This is a genomic window from Sphingomonas aurantiaca (assembly GCF_003050705.1).
Lineage (GTDB): Bacteria > Pseudomonadota > Alphaproteobacteria > Sphingomonadales > Sphingomonadaceae > Sphingomonas > Sphingomonas aurantiaca.
Genome location: NZ_QAOG01000002.1, coordinates 155,550 through 171,665, shown reverse-complemented (window position 1 = coordinate 171,665; position 16,116 = coordinate 155,550). Strand labels below are relative to the sequence as shown.

18 protein-coding genes are annotated in these 16,116 nt (G+C 65.7%); 10 read left to right on the top strand and 8 right to left on the bottom strand.

Annotation, left to right across the window (positions count from 1 at the left end):
• Nucleotides 1-5 precede the first annotated feature (5 nt).
• Nucleotides 6-1,640, bottom strand: a complete 1,635-nt coding sequence (locus C8J26_RS06230) for a CTP synthase (protein WP_107957194.1) — start codon at nt 1,638-1,640, stop codon at nt 6-8.
• A gap of 85 nt (nt 1,641-1,725) precedes the next feature.
• Nucleotides 1,726-2,124 carry a preprotein translocase subunit SecG gene (gene secG, locus C8J26_RS06225; protein WP_056420137.1) on the bottom strand — a complete coding sequence of 133 codons (399 nt, stop codon included), beginning with the start codon at nt 2,122-2,124 and terminating at the stop codon, nt 1,726-1,728.
• Nucleotides 2,125-2,359: 235 nt separating this feature from the next.
• On the opposite strand from secG, the gene C8J26_RS06220 reads away from it, so the two are divergent.
• From C8J26_RS06220 to eda, 8 genes are all read left to right on the top strand, one after another.
• Complete coding sequence (locus C8J26_RS06220; RefSeq protein ID WP_055880475.1) at nt 2,360-2,692, top strand: MarR family transcriptional regulator; 333 nt, start codon at nt 2,360-2,362, stop codon at nt 2,690-2,692.
• The gene (locus C8J26_RS06215) at nt 2,616-3,038 is read left to right on the top strand and encodes an SH3 domain-containing protein (RefSeq protein ID WP_242615858.1); all 423 of its coding nucleotides are present in this window, start codon (nt 2,616-2,618) and stop codon (nt 3,036-3,038) included. Before C8J26_RS06220 ends, C8J26_RS06215 begins: the two co-directional genes overlap by 77 nt.
• Nucleotides 3,035-3,958 carry an N-acetyl-gamma-glutamyl-phosphate reductase gene (gene argC, locus C8J26_RS06210; RefSeq protein ID WP_107957193.1) on the top strand — a complete coding sequence of 308 codons (924 nt, stop codon included), beginning with the start codon at nt 3,035-3,037 and terminating at the stop codon, nt 3,956-3,958. The genes C8J26_RS06215 and argC overlap by 4 nt, the downstream gene beginning before the upstream one ends.
• A gap of 36 nt (nt 3,959-3,994) precedes the next feature.
• A complete protein-coding gene (gene zwf, locus C8J26_RS06205; protein ID WP_056420143.1) occupies nt 3,995-5,458 on the top strand; it encodes a glucose-6-phosphate dehydrogenase in 1,464 nt (487 codons plus the stop codon).
• A 166-nt stretch (nt 5,459-5,624) separates the two neighbouring features.
• Nucleotides 5,625-6,329 (top strand): 6-phosphogluconolactonase, encoded by a 705-nt coding sequence (gene pgl, locus C8J26_RS06200; protein WP_107957192.1) that lies wholly within the window; start codon nt 5,625-5,627, stop codon nt 6,327-6,329.
• 1 nt (nt 6,330) lies between these two features.
• Entirely contained in the window at nt 6,331-8,145 is a 1,815-nt protein-coding gene (gene edd, locus C8J26_RS06195) for a phosphogluconate dehydratase (protein WP_107957191.1), read from the top strand.
• 142 nt (nt 8,146-8,287) lie between these two features.
• The gene (gene glk, locus C8J26_RS06190) at nt 8,288-9,256 is read left to right on the top strand and encodes a glucokinase (protein WP_056420152.1); all 969 of its coding nucleotides are present in this window, start codon (nt 8,288-8,290) and stop codon (nt 9,254-9,256) included.
• Nucleotides 9,253-9,873 carry a bifunctional 4-hydroxy-2-oxoglutarate aldolase/2-dehydro-3-deoxy-phosphogluconate aldolase gene (eda, locus tag C8J26_RS06185; protein WP_107957190.1) on the top strand — a complete coding sequence of 207 codons (621 nt, stop codon included), beginning with the start codon at nt 9,253-9,255 and terminating at the stop codon, nt 9,871-9,873. The genes glk and eda overlap by 4 nt, the downstream gene beginning before the upstream one ends.
• 160 nt (nt 9,874-10,033) lie before the next feature.
• Here eda and mltG read toward each other — a convergent pair whose 3' ends face one another.
• The 6 genes from mltG to fabD form a co-directional block, all read right to left on the bottom strand.
• Nucleotides 10,034-11,002: an endolytic transglycosylase MltG gene (gene mltG, locus C8J26_RS06180; RefSeq protein ID WP_107957189.1), complete on the bottom strand. Its 969-nt coding sequence runs from the start codon at nt 11,000-11,002 to the stop codon at nt 10,034-10,036.
• Between the two features lie 72 nt (nt 11,003-11,074).
• Complete coding sequence (gene fabF, locus C8J26_RS06175) at nt 11,075-12,337, bottom strand: beta-ketoacyl-ACP synthase II (protein ID WP_055879441.1); 1,263 nt, start codon at nt 12,335-12,337, stop codon at nt 11,075-11,077.
• A gap of 121 nt (nt 12,338-12,458) precedes the next feature.
• Nucleotides 12,459-12,695, bottom strand: a complete 237-nt coding sequence (locus C8J26_RS06170; RefSeq protein WP_031393971.1) for an acyl carrier protein — start codon at nt 12,693-12,695, stop codon at nt 12,459-12,461.
• 77 nt (nt 12,696-12,772) lie between these two features.
• Nucleotides 12,773-13,510, bottom strand: coding sequence for a 3-oxoacyl-[acyl-carrier-protein] reductase (gene fabG / locus C8J26_RS06165; RefSeq protein ID WP_107957188.1), 738 nt, complete (start codon nt 13,508-13,510; stop codon nt 12,773-12,775).
• Between the two features lie 14 nt (nt 13,511-13,524).
• Entirely contained in the window at nt 13,525-13,947 is a 423-nt protein-coding gene (locus tag C8J26_RS06160; protein WP_055879436.1) for a GxxExxY protein, read from the bottom strand.
• 49 nt (nt 13,948-13,996) lie between these two features.
• On the bottom strand, nt 13,997-14,956 hold the full coding sequence (gene fabD / locus C8J26_RS06155) for an ACP S-malonyltransferase (protein WP_107957187.1): 960 nt from the start codon (nt 14,954-14,956) through the stop codon (nt 13,997-13,999).
• Nucleotides 14,957-15,150: 194 nt separating this feature from the next.
• On the opposite strand from fabD, the gene C8J26_RS06150 reads away from it, so the two are divergent.
• Nucleotides 15,151-15,507 carry an RcnB family protein gene (locus C8J26_RS06150; RefSeq protein WP_056420170.1) on the top strand — a complete coding sequence of 119 codons (357 nt, stop codon included), beginning with the start codon at nt 15,151-15,153 and terminating at the stop codon, nt 15,505-15,507.
• Nucleotides 15,508-15,679: 172 nt separating this feature from the next.
• Nucleotides 15,680-16,114: a 30S ribosomal protein S6 gene (rpsF, locus tag C8J26_RS06145; RefSeq protein WP_055879421.1), complete on the top strand. Its 435-nt coding sequence runs from the start codon at nt 15,680-15,682 to the stop codon at nt 16,112-16,114.
• Nucleotides 16,115-16,116 lie beyond the last annotated feature (2 nt).

Here is a 16,116-nt window from a genome sequence, read left to right as displayed (position 1 = left end):
GGAAATCAGACCAGGCGGCTCTGCTTGACCGCGGCTTCGATGAAGCTGGCGAACAGCGGGTGCGGGTCGAACGGCTTCGACTTTAACTCCGGATGAAACTGGACGCCGACGAACCAGGGATGATCGGGACGCTCGACGATCTCGGGCAGCGTGCCGTCGGGCGACATGCCCGAGAAGACGAGGCCGCCCTGCTCAAGCGCTGCCTTATACCCGGTGTTCACTTCGTAGCGGTGACGATGACGCTCCGAGATATCGGTCCCGCCATAGATCGACGCGACGACGCTGTTGCCGTCGAGCGTCGCGTCATACGCACCGAGTCGCATCGTGCCGCCCATGTCGCCCTCGGCCGCGCGCGTTTCGAGGCCTTCGCGACCCATCCACTCGGTGATCATGCCGACCACCGGCTGCTCGGTCGGACCGAATTCGGTCGACGAGGCATCGGCAACGCCGCCGAGATGTCGCGCACCCTCGACGCACGCCATCTGCATGCCGAAGCAGATTCCGAAATACGGAATTTTCCGCTCGCGGGCGAACTTGACCGAGGCGATCTTGCCCTCTGCGCCACGCTCGCCGAACGCGCCGGGCACGAGGATCGCGTCACACGGCTCCAACTGGCCGGCGATGTCGCTTTCGGCATTCTCGAACAGCTCGGCGTCGATCCAGCGGACGTTGACCTTTACGCGGTTGGCGATGCCGCCATGTACCAGCGCCTCGTTGAGCGACTTGTACGCGTCCTGCAGGCCGACATATTTGCCGACCACGCCGATCGTGACCTCACCCTGCGGGTTGGTCAGCCGGTCCATGATCTCGGTCCAGCGCGACAAATCGGGCGCCTCGGCGGGTTCGATCCCGAACGCGCGCAGCACTTCGATGTCGAGGCCTTCGCCGTGATACTGGAGTGGCACCGCATAGATGCTCTTCGCGTCGAGCGCGGGGATGACCGCGCTGGCGGGCACGTTGCAAAATAGCGCGATCTTGGCGCGCTCCGACGGCGGCAGCGGGTGCTCGCAACGGCATACCAGCACGTCTGGCTGGACGCCGAGTGCTGCGAGCTCGCGGACCGAATGCTGGGTCGGCTTGGTCTTCAGCTCGCCGGCAGCGGCGATGTAAGGCACCAGCGTCACGTGGATGCTGATCGCCTTGCCGCGACCCTCCTCGTTCTTCAGCTGACGAATCGCCTCGATGAACGGCAGCGATTCGATATCGCCGACGGTGCCGCCGATCTCGCACAGCACGAAATCGAGATCGTCGGTCTCCGCCCGCGCGAACGCCTTGATCGCGTCGGTGACGTGCGGGATGACCTGCACGGTCGCGCCGAGATAGTCGCCGCGCCGCTCGCGGGCGATGATCTGCTGATAGATGCGCCCCGAGGTGACGTTGTCCGACTGACGCGACGGAACGCCGGTGAAGCGCTCGTAATGGCCGAGATCGAGATCGGTCTCGGCGCCGTCGTCGGTGACGTAGACCTCGCCATGCTGATAGGGCGACATCGTGCCGGGATCGACGTTCAGATACGGATCGAACTTCCGGATCCTGACGCTGTAGCCGCGTGCCTGGAGGAGAGCGGCAAGCGATGCCGCCATGAGACCTTTACCGAGCGACGAAACCACGCCCCCGGTGATGAAAATGTACCGAGCCATGGGAAGAGTCTCGTAGCGTGTGTTGGGGACGAACGACAAGAGCCCCGCGGTTCACGCAGGGGCTAATTATCGGCGAATGGAGTGTTTATCGGGCGAGTGGGACCGCGCCGTTGTCGGCAGGTGCCGTTGCCGCCGCCGGAGCGCCGGCGTTTTCTGCGCCACCGGCGAACGGTGCCGCATCACCCTTGGGCTGTGCGGTCGGAACCGTCGTCGCGGCCGCTGCCGGGGTACGCGCGAGCGAGGTATCGATCGTCGTGGTGCGGTGATTCGCCGCGAGGACGGCGAGCAGGATCGAGAACAGCACGAACATTGTCGCAAGAACGCCGGTCGCGCGGGTCAGGAAATCGGCGGCACCGCGGGCCGACATAAGGCCGGACGGGCTGCCGCCCATGCCCAGACCGCCGCCTTCCGACCGCTGCATGAGGATCACCGTGACGAGGGCGGCCGCGATGATCGCGTGGATGACGAGCAGAAAGGCGAACATTGCGCGGAAAACCCCGGAACTTTTGCGAAGGCGCGCACATAGTCGAGGCTGCGGCTACGATCAACCGCAACCCGGACACCGCATATCGCATCCCCCCCTTAAAACTACGGAAACAAGCCGCGCAGGCGGGCGTTATGAACCCGTAATGACGCTCATGACTGGGTATCGTGCATATAAATTCAGATGGCGGATCAACGCTGTGGCATCAATGGCAGCCAATACCTTATCGACCTGGATGACCGCTCTGGTGGATTATGTCCGCTCGGGCGAACCCGATTTGACCAATCGTCAGATGGCCCTGCTTCTGCTCGTCTACCTCAAACCGGGGCCACATACCGTGCGCGGGCTGGCCCGTGCGCTCAACGTATCGAAGCCGGTCGTCACGCGCGCCTTGAACAGATTGGGTGCCCTCGGCTATCTGCGCCGGCAACGCGACGACAGCGACAAGCGCAATATCTTCGTCGCGCGCACGACCGAAGGGGCAGATTTTCTTGAAGAGTTCGGGCAATTCATCGGCGACGGCCCCGCCCCAGCCGGCGCAAACGGCCACACCGCCGCTCACGCTTGAGCCGTTCGACGACAAGGCCCGTGCCAGCTTCGCGCTGACGGGCCGTTCGGTCCAGCTCGACCCGCGCACGCACGCGGTTCGCCGCGATATCGCCGACATTCGCCTCGCCGAATACGTATTCGCTCCACACTATGCCGTGCCGATGATACGGCCCGTCGCGCGCACAGCTTTGTTGCGCAGCGGACGAGATGAAGCGAGCGATACGATGGTCGACCTCAATCCCGGCGACAGTTTCGAAGTACTGGAGATTGCTGGAGTTTCCGCCTGGGGTGTCGCACGCCCGAGCGGACTTGTCGGTTATGTCGAAGCCGAAGCGCTCGATCTGGCGCCGGACGCCTCGGCATGACCAGCGTCTTCATCGATGGCGCGGTCGGCACCACCGGTCTCGAAATCCGCGAACGGCTGGCCGGGCGCGATGACATTTCGATCGCGCTGCTCGCCGAAGGCCGGCGCAAGGATCCCGCCGCTCGGCGTGAGGCGCTGAACGATGCCGATTTCGTCATACTCTGCCTGCCCGACGACGCCGCGCGCGAGGCGGTCGCGCTGATCGACAATCCGCGCACCCGCGTGATCGACGCCTCCAGCGCGCACCGTGTCGCGGCAGGCTGGACCTACGGCTTTCCGGAACTGCCGGGCCAGGCCGAGTTGGTCGCGACCGCGATGCGCGTCGCAAACCCCGGCTGCTATCCGACCGGCTTCCTTGCGCTCGTCGCGCCGCTCGTTGCGGCCAAGCTCCTTCCCGCCGACCTGCCGCTCAGCGTCAATGCGACGTCGGGCTATTCCGGCGGCGGCAAGGCAATGATCGCCGAGTTCGAAGCGGGCGGGACGACGACGGCGTTCCGCGCCTATGCTCTGGGCCTCGCGCACAAGCATATTGCCGAGATGACTCAGCATGCCGGCCTCGTCCACGCGCCGATCTTCGCGCCAGCGGTGGCCAACGCCTATCGCGGCATGGTCGTCGAGGTGCCGCTGCATCTCCACGCGCTACCGGGCCGACCCAGTCTTGCAGCGATCGAGGACGTCTTGCGCGCTGCGTTCGACGGTTCGACGCTCGTTTCGGTCGCGGCTGGCGATATCGGCGCGATCGATATCGAGGAGAATGCCGGCACCGACCGCCTGACGCTGCGGGTTTGCGGCAACGACGCCGTCGGTCATGCACGGCTGGTCGCCACGCTCGACAATCTGGGCAAGGGCGCCGGCGGCGCGGCGGTCCAGAACCTCAACATCATGGCCGGGGTCGATCCCGTGGCCGGCCTCGTTTTCTAAGACCGGCGTCCCAACCGGCTAGTTCCAGGAGCTTTCATGCACCGTAATCCCGTAGCCAAGCTGCTCCTGTTCGGCGCGACCGGCGATCTCGCACAGCGCATGCTGCTGCCCTCGCTGTATGGCCTGCACGCCGACGGTTTGCTGCCCCACGAACTGACGATCACGGGCGCGGCGCGTCACGACTATGACGACAAGCATTATCGGGCGTTCGCCAAGAAGGCGCTCGACGAGTTTCTGTCGGACGATCGCAAGGACGAGGCCGCGATCGGATCGTTCCTCGACCGGATCCATTACCAGCCGACCGACCTGTCCGATCCGGCGAGCTTCCAGCCGCTCGCGGACAAGATCGGCGACATTTCGGGCGGCCTAGCCATCTACCTGTCGACCGCGCCGTCGCTGTTCGAGTCCGCGATCGAGGGGCTTGGCAAGGTCGGCCTCGCTGGCGAAACTGTACGCGTCGGTCTCGAAAAGCCGCTCGGGTACGATCTGGCAACCAGCCGCGAGATCAACGACGCGGTAGCCAAGGCCTTCCCCGAGGACCGGACCTATCGGATCGATCATTATCTCGGCAAGGAAACCGTCCAGAACATCCTCGCGCTGCGCTTCGGCAACTCGTTCTTCGAGCCCGTCTGGAATGCGCAGGGGATCGACAACGTCCAGATCACGATCTCCGAGACGGTCGGGCTCGAGGAGCGAGCGGGCTATTACGAGACCGCGGGTGCGCTGCGTGACATGGTCGCGAACCACATGCTCCAGCTGCTCGCGCTGATCGCGATGGAGCCGCCTGCGCGGTTCGAGGGCACCGACGTTCGCGACGAGAAGTCGAAGGTTTTCCGCTCGTTGCGGATGATCAAGCCCGAGGAGGCGCCGCATGTCACGGTGACCGGCCAATATGGCGAAGGCGCGGTGAACGGGAAGATCGTCAAGAGCTACTCTGACGAACTCGGCAAGCCCTCGACGACCGAGACGTTCGTCGCGATCAAGGCACATGTCGACAATTGGCGCTGGCAGGGCGTGCCGTTCTACCTGCGCACCGGCAAGCGCATGGCGACTCGCCAGAGCGAGATTGCGATCCAGTTCAAGGCGGTGCCGCATTCGATGTTCGCGGGTCGCGGTGGGCTGTTGCAGCCCAACATGCTGATCATCCGCCTGCAGCCCGAGGAGTATGTCCAGCTGCTCGTGATGGCGAAGGAGCCGGGGCTCGACCGCGAAGGCGTCCGCCTGCGTGAAGTGCCGCTGAACCTGAGCCTTGATGCCGAGTTTGCCGGCTCGCGTCGCCGCATCGCCTATGAACGCCTGCTGCTCGACCTGATCGAGGGCGACCAGACGCTGTTCGTGCGCCGCGACGAGGTCGAGGCGCAGTGGACCTGGATCGATGCGATCCGCGAGGGGTGGAAGGCGAACGCGATGAAGCCCAAAAGCTATGCATCGGGCAGCTGGGGGCCCTCCGCCGCGATTGCGTTGACCGAGCGCGACGGGGTGACCTGGCAGGACGACTGAGTTTGTTCCGTTCGTCCCGAGTAGCCTTCGAGCGAAGTCGAGGAGGCGTATCGAGGGATCGGCCCGATTGTGGCATTGTACCTCGATACGGGCTCTCGGCTTAGCTCGATCCCTATTCGGCACGAACGGCATTTTTGACAGCAATTTTCTGAGTGAGTTTGAGCATATGACCGAGATCGAATGGTGGGATTACGAGGACGCGGACGAGCTCGCCAACGCCGTCGCGGGTGACATCCAGTTCGTCATCGAGAGCGCGCTCGACGCGCGCGGCTCGGCGGTGATCGCGCTGGCCGGCGGCAAGACACCGATGGCGGCGTATGAAAAGCTCGCCCAGGCCAAGCTCGACTGGAAGAAGGTCACGATCATCCCCGGCGACGAGCGAATCGTGAAGCTCGGCGATCCGCTGTCGAACGTCACCGCGCTGGCGAAGATCTTTCTGCCCAAGGGCGCGCGCGTGAAGCCGATCGTCCCCGAGGCGATGTCCGATTACAAGGCAGCGGGCCGTTCGGCGGATGCGCTGATGCAGGACCTGCACTGGCCGCTCGACTTCTGCCTGCTCGGCATGGGCGGCGACGGCCATACCGCGTCGATCTTCCCCGGCCCCGATTATGACGAGGCGCTCAGCGGTCCCAAGGAACGCCGCGCGCTAGGCGTGATGCCCGATCCGTTGCCGCCCGAGGCACCGCTGGCGCGCGTGACGCTGTCGGCGGCGGCGATTGCCTCGTCGAAGGCGCTGATGATCATGATCACCGGCGACGAGAAGAAGAAGGTCCTCGAACAGGCGATCGAGCAGGGTCCGTCCTCGTCCTACCCGATCGGCCGCGTGCTGGCCGAGGTCGAGCTGCCCGTCGACGTCCACTGGGCCGCCTGACATGCTCAACGCCGTCGTCGCCGCGGTCACCGACCGGATCATCGAACGCTCGCGCGACAGCCGCGCCGCATACCTCGCGCTGATCGAGCGCGAGGCGGCCTCGCAGGTCCGGCGTCCGGGTCTCGGCTGCGCGAACCTCGCGCACGCCTATGCCGGGACCGCGGAGGATCGCGATGCGATGAAGGCCGATGCCGGCATGAACATCGGCATCGTGACGGCGTATAACGACATGCTGTCGGCGCACGCGGTCTATTACCGCTACCCCGAGCTGATGAAGGTCTGGGCGCGCGAGGCAGGTGCCACCGCGCAGGTCGCGGGTGGCGTGCCGGCGATGTGCGACGGCGTGACGCAAGGCTATCCGGGCATGGAGCTGTCGCTGTTCAGCCGCGACACGATCGCGCTGAGCACGGCGATCGCGCTGAGCCACGGTACGTTCGAAGGCGCGGCGTTGCTCGGCATCTGCGACAAGATCGTGCCGGGGCTGCTGATGGGCGCGCTGCGCTTCGGGCATCTGCCGATGGTGCTGATCCCGGGTGGCCCGATGCCGACGGGCCTGCCCAACAAGGCGAAGGCCGCGGTGCGCGAGAAGTTCGCCGAGGGCCTGGTCGGCCGTGAGGAGCTGCTCGAGGCCGAGATCGGCGCCTATCATTCGAAGGGCACGTGCACTTTCTACGGCACCGCCAACACCAACCAGATGATGATGGAGGTCATGGGCCTCCACATGCCCGGCGCGGCGTTCGTCAATCCGGGCACCAAGCTGCGCCAGGAACTGACGCGCGCAGCGGTCCACCGGCTCGCGAAGATGGGCGCGCGCGGCGACGATTACCGGCCGCTCGGCCACTGCGTCGACGAAAAGGCGATCGTGAACGCGGCCGTCGGCCTGCTCGCGACCGGCGGATCGACCAACCACCTGCTTCACGTTCCTGCGATCGCGCGCGCGGCGGGGATCATCATCGACTGGGAGGATTTCGACCGCCTCTCTGCCGCGGTACCGCTGATCGCGCGCGTCTATCCCAACGGTTCGGCCGACGTGAATGCGTTCGAGGCGGCGGGCGGCATGCCCTATGTGATCCGTGAGCTGTTGAGCGAAGGGCTGCTCCACGGCGACATCATGACGATCGGCGGGCAGGATCTGTCGGCCTATGCGAAGACCGCGGTCGTCGCGGACGGTGCGCTTGAATGGCGCGACACCCCCGACAGCGGTGACGAGACGATCCTACGTCCCGCCACTGCGCCCTTCTCGGCCGATGGCGGCATGCGGATCCTCGCGGGCAATATCGGCCGCGCGTGCATCAAGGTGTCCGCGGTCGAGCGCGAGCGCTGGATCGTCGAGGCCCCCGCGATGGTGTTCGACGACCAGCTCGACGTGATCGAGGCATTCAAGCGCGGCGAGCTGGAGAAGGACGTCGTCGTCGTCGTCCGCTTCCAGGGGCCGCGCGCGAACGGCATGCCCGAGCTGCACAAGCTGACCCCGCCGCTCGGCGTGCTGCAGAACCGCGGGTTCAAGGTGGCCCTCGTTACCGATGGCCGCATGTCGGGCGCGAGCGGCAAGGTGCCGTGCGCGATCCATTGCTCGCCCGAGGCGCTGCTCGACGGTGCGATCGGCCTGATCCGCGATGGCGATATGATCCGCGTCGATGCTGTGAACGGCACGCTGGAGGCGCTGGTCGACGCAGACGTCTGGGCGGCTCGCGAGATGGTCGCGACACCACCGCCGGTCAGCGGCATGGGCCGCGAGCTGTTCGGGATGTTCCGTGGGCTCGCCGACGAAGCCGAAAAGGGCGCCTCGGCGATGCTGGCGGGCGCCGGGCTTTAATAAATCCGTTCGTCCCGAGTAGGGATCGAGCGAAGCCGAGAGCCCGTATCGACGGACACCCCCCGCGGCCTGTCCGTCGATAGGCCATTTCGACAAGCTCGATGGCTACTCGGGACGAACGGCAGGAATCAGGAGAGATGACATGGAAATCGTAGCGGCAGATATCGGCGGAACGCACGCGCGCTTCGCGATCGCCGAGGTCGAGAATGGCCGCGTCGTCGCGCTCGGCGAGCCGGCGACGATGAAGACCGCGGACCACGCGTCGCTGCAGACCGCCTACCAGGCGTTCGAGGCGGGCCTTGGTCGCCCCCTCCCCCGCGCGCTGGCGATCGCGGTCGCCTCGCCGGTGGCGAACGACGTCATCCGCCTCACCAACAACCCGTGGATCATCCGCAAGTCGCTGATCACCGAGCGGCTGAAGGCGGACCAGTGGGTCGTCGTCAACGATTTCGGGGCAGTGGGCCATGCGGTCGCGCAGGTGCCGAGCAGCGACTTCATCCACCTCTGCGGCCCCGACACGCCGCTGCCGTCAGAGGGCATCACGACGATCTGCGGCCCCGGTACCGGGCTCGGCGTCGCGCAGCTGCTGCGGCGCAAGACCGGCTATCAGGTCCTCGAAACCGAGGGCGGCCATATGGACTTCGCGCCGCTCGACGGGATCGAGGACGCGTTGCTCAAGCGCCTTCGCAAGACGTTCACGCGCGTCTCGGCCGAACGCGTCGTCGCCGGCCCCGGCATCGTCGCGATCTACGAGACGCTCGCCGCGCTGGAGGGCCGCGCGGTCCCCAGCCATGACGACAAGACGATCTGGACCGAGGCGATCGACGGTACCGATTCGATAGCGCTGGCGGCGCTCGACCGCTTCTGCCTCGCGCTCGGCGCGGTGGCGGGCGATCTCGCGCTTGCGCAGGGTGCAAAGGCCGTCGTGATCGCAGGCGGCCTGGGCTTCCGGATCAAGGATCGCCTGATCCGCTCGGGCTTCGACCAGCGCTTCGTCGCCAAGGGCCGCTTCCAGGGCATGATGGCAGCGATGCCCGTCAAGCTCATCACTCACCCCCAGCCCGGCCTGTTCGGCGCCGCGGCCGCCTTCGCACAGGAACACACCCAATGACCGTCACCCCCGCCCCGACTATTGCAGACATCATGCAGACCAGCGCCGTTATCCCGGTGCTGGTGATCGAGGATGCAGCGCTCGCGCGCCCACTTGCCGAGGCGCTCGTTGCGGGTGGTTTGCGCGTGCTCGAAGTGACGCTGCGCACCGGTGCCGCGCTCGAGGCGATCGCCGAGATGAAGAAGGTGCCGGGCGCGATCGTCGGCGCCGGCACCGTCGTCAACACGCAGCAGTTCGCGCAAGTCCGCGATGCGGGCGCCGAGTTCATCGTCTCGCCAGGCCTCACCGAACGGCTGGCGACGCCGATCATCGAGAGCGGCATTCCGTTCCTTCCGGGCATCGCGAACGCCGCCGACATCATGACCGGGCTCGACCTGGGGCTCAAGCACTTTAAATTCTTCCCCGCCGAGGCCAATGGCGGGCTGAAGGCTTTGAAGGCGCTCGCGGCGCCGTTCTATCAGTGCAGCTTCTGCCCGACCGGCGGCATCACCGAGGCGAGCGCCCCCGAATGGCTCGCATTCAAGCCGGTGCTGTGCGTCGGCGGCAGCTGGGTGACCGGCGGCACGATGGCGGAGATCGAGATCAAGGCCCGCGCCGCTAACGCATTGCGGGGGTAAATCCTCCCCGGCACGGGGAGGGGGACCGCGACGCGCAGCGGCGGGGTGGAGGGGGGAGCGCCACGAGCGTACCGCCTGCCGTAGTTCCCAATGCTGGTACGCTCGCGGTGAGCCCCCTCCACCATCCTGCGGATGGTCCCCCTCCCCGTTCCGGGGAGGATCACATCTCGCCGCGCGCTTTGCGAATGGCGTACCATTTCTTCACATTGGCGTTGTGCTCGGCCAGCGTGTCGGCGAACACATGGCCGCCGGTGCCGTCCGCGACGAAATACAGCGCCTGGGTCTGCGCCGGGTCGAGCACCGCATCGATCGACGCGCGGCCGGGGTTCGCGATTGGCCCGACCGGCAGACCGGCGCTCGCATAGGTGTTGTACCCGTTCTTGGCGTGCAACTCCGACCGCAGGATGCGGCGGCCGAGCGGACGGCCCTTGGTGATAGGATAGATCACGGTCGGATCGGCCTGGAGTGGCATGCCGTTGCGCAGGCGATTGCCATAGACCGCGGCGACGGTGCGGCGCTCGGACGGCTTGCCGGTCTCCTTCTCCACGATCGAGGCGAGGATGATCGCCTGTTCGGGGGTCGTCACGGCGATGCCCGGTTTGCGTGCGGCCCATGCCTTGGCGAGGTAGGTCTTCATTGCCGACTGCATGCGCGTGACGACCGATGCGCGCGTGTCGCCCGCCTGGAACGCGTAACTGTCGGGAAGGATCGAACCTTCTGCGGGGACCGGCACGTCGCCGGTGAGGCCGTCCGCCTTCATCAGCGCGTCGTGGACGAGGACCGAGGGATAGCCCTCGGGAACCGCCACCAGTCGCTGGACGACCTTGCCGCCCTGCATCAGCTTGAGGATGTCCGACTGGCTGGCGCGCGGCGCGATGCGGTATTCGCCGGCCTTGATCGGGTCGCCCGAGCCGAACACGCGCGCATACAGGCGAAAGCGTCGGGCAGAGGGTATCGCGCCGGCCTTTTCGAGTTCGGTGGCAGCACCGGCCAGCGTGCTGCCTTCGCCGATCTGCACGGTCAGCGTGCGGGGGGCTGGGCCCGCGCCGCCCCAGCCTTGCACGACCAGGAACAGCGCGACGACTGCCACCAGGCCTAAGACGAGTCCGAAACAGCCGACCTTGCGCATCACTACCTCTTGTTCTCCCGCGAAGGCGGGAGCCCAGTCTGGGCCCCCGCCTTCGCGGGGGAACAAACCCTTTTACTGAACCTTCGTCATCACCAACGAGGCATTCGTCCCGCCGAAACCGAACGAATTGTTCAGCACCGCGCGGACTTCGCGCTTCTTGGCAACGTGCGGGACGAGGTCGACGCCCACGCAGCTGTCGCTCGGATTGTCGAGGTTCAGCGTCGGCGGAACGATCTGGTCGCGCAGCGCGAGGATGCAGAAGATGCTCTCCACTGCACCGGCACCGCCGAGCAGATGCCCGATCGCCGACTTGGTCGACGACATCGACAGACCCGCGATCGCATCGCCGAACAGCCGGCGGACCGCGCCGAGTTCGAGCTCATCGCCCAACGGCGTCGAGGTGCCGTGCGCGTTGATGTAATCGATGTCCTCGAGCTTCAGGCCCGACTTCTTGATCGCCATCTGCATCGAGCGGAACGCGCCATCGCCTTCAGGATGCGGCGCGGTGACGTGATACGCGTCGCCCGACAGACCATAGCCGATGACTTCGGCATACATCTTCGCGCCGCGTGCCTTGGCGTGTTCGTATTCCTCGAGCACCAGCACGCCAGCGCCCTCGCCCATCACGAAGCCGTCGCGGTCCTTGTCGTAAGGACGCGAGGCCTTTTCGGGCGAATCGTTGAAGTTGGTCGATAGCGCACGCGCCTGCGCGAACCCGGCGATGCCGAGCGGGCAGACGGTGCCCTCCGCGCCGCCCGCGAGCATCACGTCGGCATCATCCATTGCGATCATCCGCGCGGCGTCGCCGATCGCATGCGCACCGGTCGAGCAGGCGGTGACGACCGCATGATTCGGGCCGCGCAGGCCGTATTTGATCGAAACCTGACCAGAAATCAGGTTGATCAGTCGACCGTGGACGAAGTGCGGCGACACCCGGCGCGGGCCCTTGGTGTGCAGAACGATCGATTCGCTCTCGATGCCCGGCAGGCCACCGATGCCCGAGCCGATCGAGACACCGGCACGCCAGCTCTCTTCGAGCGTCATCTCGGTCAGCCCGGCGTCTTCCAGAGCCTGGCCAGCCGCGTCGATGCCGTAAATGATGAACGGATCGACCTGGCGCTGGACCTTGTGGTCGACGCGCTTGCCGGGATCGAAGCCGTACTCATGGTCGGCCGGCTTCACCTCGCAGGCGATGCGGCATACCTGATCGGACGCGTCGAAGCGCGTGATCGGGCCCGCACCCGACTTGCCGGCGAGGATATTCGCCCAAGCCGTTTCAACATCGGCCCCCAGGGGGGTGACCAGGCCTAGCCCGGTTACGACGACACGCCGCATGACCTCAAACTCCGTCTGCTCTCAAAACGAAACGGCTCCCCGCCCTCTTTGCCCAAGGACGGGGAGCCGTTCAAATCATACCCATCGGGGCAGGTCCAAGGTGATGGACCTTAAACCCTGATCAGGCCTTGTGCTCGTCGATATACGTGATCGCATCCTTGACGGTCGCAATCTTCTCGGCGGCATCATCGGGGATCTCGACGCCGAATTCTTCCTCGAACGCCATGACGAGTTCGACGATGTCGAGGCTATCTGCGCCCAAGTCGTCGATGAAGCTCGCGTCCTCGGTCACCTTGTCGGCTTCGACGCCGAGATGCTCGACGACGATTTTCTTCACGCGGTCAGCGGTCTCGCTCATGGTAGTTCCCTCTTCAAATCTGGGGGTTTTCGGTATTTCCTGAACGCACCTAGAACGCGGCAGTTCAGCGCGCAAGTTCAGATCATCGCCATCCCGCCGTTCACGTGCACGGTTTGTCCCGTGACGTAGCCGGCTTCGCGGCTTGCGAGATACACCACGGCAGCGCCGATGTCTGCGCCTTGACCGAGGCGACCAGCTGGAATCTTCGTCGTCAGCGCGGTCTTCTGCGCCTCGGGCAGCGCGTCGGTCATCGGCGAGGTGATGAAACCGGGCGCGACGCAATTGACGGTGATGCCGCGGCTGGCGAGTTCCTGCGCCATCGATTTCGACATACCGATCAGCCCCGCCTTCGACGCGGCGTAGTTCGCCTGCCCCGGATTGCCGGTGACGCCGACGATCGACGTGACCGAGATCATGCGGCCAAAGCGCGCTTTCATCATCGGCTTGGCGGCGGCGCGCATGAGGCGGAACGCGGCTTCGAGGTTCACGCGGATGACGCTGTCCCACTCCTCGTCCTTCATCCGCATCGCGAGATTGTCGCGCGTGACCCCGGCATTGTTGACGAGGATATCGATTTTCCCGAGCGCCTCGACCGCCTGCGGCACGAGCGCATCGACCGCGGCGGCGTCGGACAGGTTGCACGGCAGCGCGACATGATCGCCGCCAAAGCTGGCGCGAAACGCCTCCAGCTTGTCGGCGTTGGACCCGGATACCGCCAGCCGCGCGCCTTGCGCTGCGAGCGCCTTGGCGATCTCTGACCCGATCCCGCCCGAAGCGCCGGTGACGAGGGCTGTCATGCCTGTGAGGTCGAACATTCTAATCTCCAGATTCAAGAAATTTGTTCGCGCAGAGGCGCGGAGGACGCAGAGGGGCGGTAGTTGTTGACGAGACGGCGAACGCCCTCTTTCAGGGTGTCGCCCCCAAAGTTGATGAGCAAGCCGACGGGCTGTTTGGTCAATCTGAGATAGGTCAGCAGTTGCTTCGCGTGAACGGGCAGAAGGCGCTCGACCGATTTGATTTCGACGACCAATCGGTCGTCAACCAGCAGATCGAGCCGGAAAGCCGCCTCAAAGCGCAAGCCTTCGAACTCGATATCGATCGCCCGTTGCCGCGCAACGCTGTAGCCCATCGCCAACAACCGACCGGCGAGAACGGCTTCGTAGACGCTTTCGAGAAGCCCCGGCCCCAGATCCCGATGCAGGCGCAGAGCGACATCGAGAACGTCGCCACTGACCGCATCGATATCTTTCATGAGCTCTGCGTCCTCTGCGCCTCTGCGCCTCTGCGCCTCTGCGCGAAATCTAAAGCACCTTAACCAACGCCTCGATGTCGTCCATTGTGATGACGCTGAGCGTTTCGACGTCGGGGGCGATGCGCTTGACCATCGGGCCGAGCACCTTGCCGCCGAATTCGACGAACTGACCGACACCCGCCGCGTGCATCGCCAGTACCGATTCGCGCCAGCGGACCATGCCCGTCACCTGCTGCACCAGCAGATGCCGGATCGCGCCGGGGTCTGCGACCGCGACCGCGTCGACATTGGCGAACACCGGCACCAGCGGCGCGCGCAGGTCCGCCTCGAGCAGAGCCGCCTCCATCGCGTCGGCGGCGGGCTGCATCAGCGGGCAGTGGAACGGCGCGGAGACGGGGAGCAGGACCGCGCGCTTGGCGCCCAGATCCTTGGCGAGCGCAATCGCCTTCTCGATCGCGAGGCGGTGGCCGGAGATGACTACCTGCGACGGATCATTGTCGTTGGCGACCGTGCACACGAGCTCGGGTCCGCCCTCGGCGAGGATCGAATCGACTGCGGCGCCGGCGATCAGCTGCGCCTTTTCCAGATCCGCGCCGAGCAACGCCGCCATCGCCCCCTCGCCGACCGGTACCGCCGCCTGCATCGCCCGGCCGCGCAGCTTGAGCAGACGCGCGGTGGTCGATAGGTCGAGCGCGCCCGCGGCGCACAAGGCGGTATATTCGCCGAGGCTGTGCCCGGCGACATAATCGGCCTTGTCGGCAAGGCGCAGACCGCCCTCCTTCTCGGCGACGCGCAACGTGGCGATCGCATTCGCCATGATCGCGGGCTGCGCATTCTCGGTGAGGAGCAGGTCGTCCGCTGGCCCCTCGCTCATCAGCCGGAACAGATGCTGGCCGAGCGCCTCGTCGACTTCGGCAAAGACCTCGCGGGCGGTGCCGCTGGCGTCGGCGAGTGCCTTGCCCATGCCGACAGACTGGCTCCCCTGGCCGGGGAAGATGAACGCGCGCATGACCTCTCCTCTTTGAAGCGGGCGGACTAGAAAGGTGCGGGCCGAGTTGCAACTGCGCGAACCTGAACGAACCCGCCGGATTTGCGACAAACTGCGACCATTTCGCCGTCCCTGCGACAAGCGCCTGCGACAACCGGCCCCCAGATTATGGAGGACGCCGCAGCAACGGCGCCGTGTTTCAACGGGAGATTACCATGAAGAAGTTCATCCTCAGCGCGCTTGCCGCCACCCTCGTCGCCAGCCCGCTGCTCGCCGCCGCCCCGGCCGAAGCGCAGCAGCGCCGCGAAGTGACCACCGTGCGCCAGAACAACAACGGCCGCACCGTCGTCACCAAGAAGACGGTCGTCCGCGCACCGCAGCAGCGCAACTGGCGCGCCGGCCAGCGCTTCGATCGTCGCCAGGCGCAGAACTATCGCGTGATCACGACGTATCGCAACTATCGCCTCGCCGCCCCGCCGCGTGGCAGCCAGTGGGTCCGCTCGGGCAATGATGCGATCCTGATCAACGGCCGCGGCAACGTGGTGCAGGTTCGCGGCGGCGCATTCCGGTAATCGAACCGGTAGGGTCGTAACCAATCTTGCCTTTCCCCGATAATCGGGTAAGGGCCATTGCAACCGGGGTGAGAGATTCGCGTCTCTCGCCCCTGTTTGCATTCTAGACGACAGCCGGAGGGGTGCACGCATGGGGCGTGTATCAGCGATCGGCCAAGACGAAGGACAAGACATGGCTCTTTACGAGCACGTGTTCCTTGCGCGCCAGGATCTGGCACAAGCGCAGGTGGACGCTCTGGCGGAAATCGCCACCAAGATCGTGAACGACAACGAAGGTCGGGTCGTAAAGACCGAGAACTGGGGCTTGCGTTCGCTGGCGTACAAGATCGCCAAGAACCGCAAGGCGCACTATGTCATGCTCGAGATCGATGCCCCGGGCAGCGTGATCGCAGAGCTGGAGCGCCAGACGCAGATCAACGAAGACATCATTCGTTACATGACGGTCAAGGTCGACACCCTCGAAGAGGGCCCGACCGTGATGATGCGCAAGTCGGACCGCGACCGTGAGCGTCGTGGCGACCGCGAAGGTGGCCGTGAAGGCCGTCCTGACCGCGGCGATCGTCCGGACCGTGGTCCCCGTCGTGACCGCGAAGAGGGAGCTGAATAATC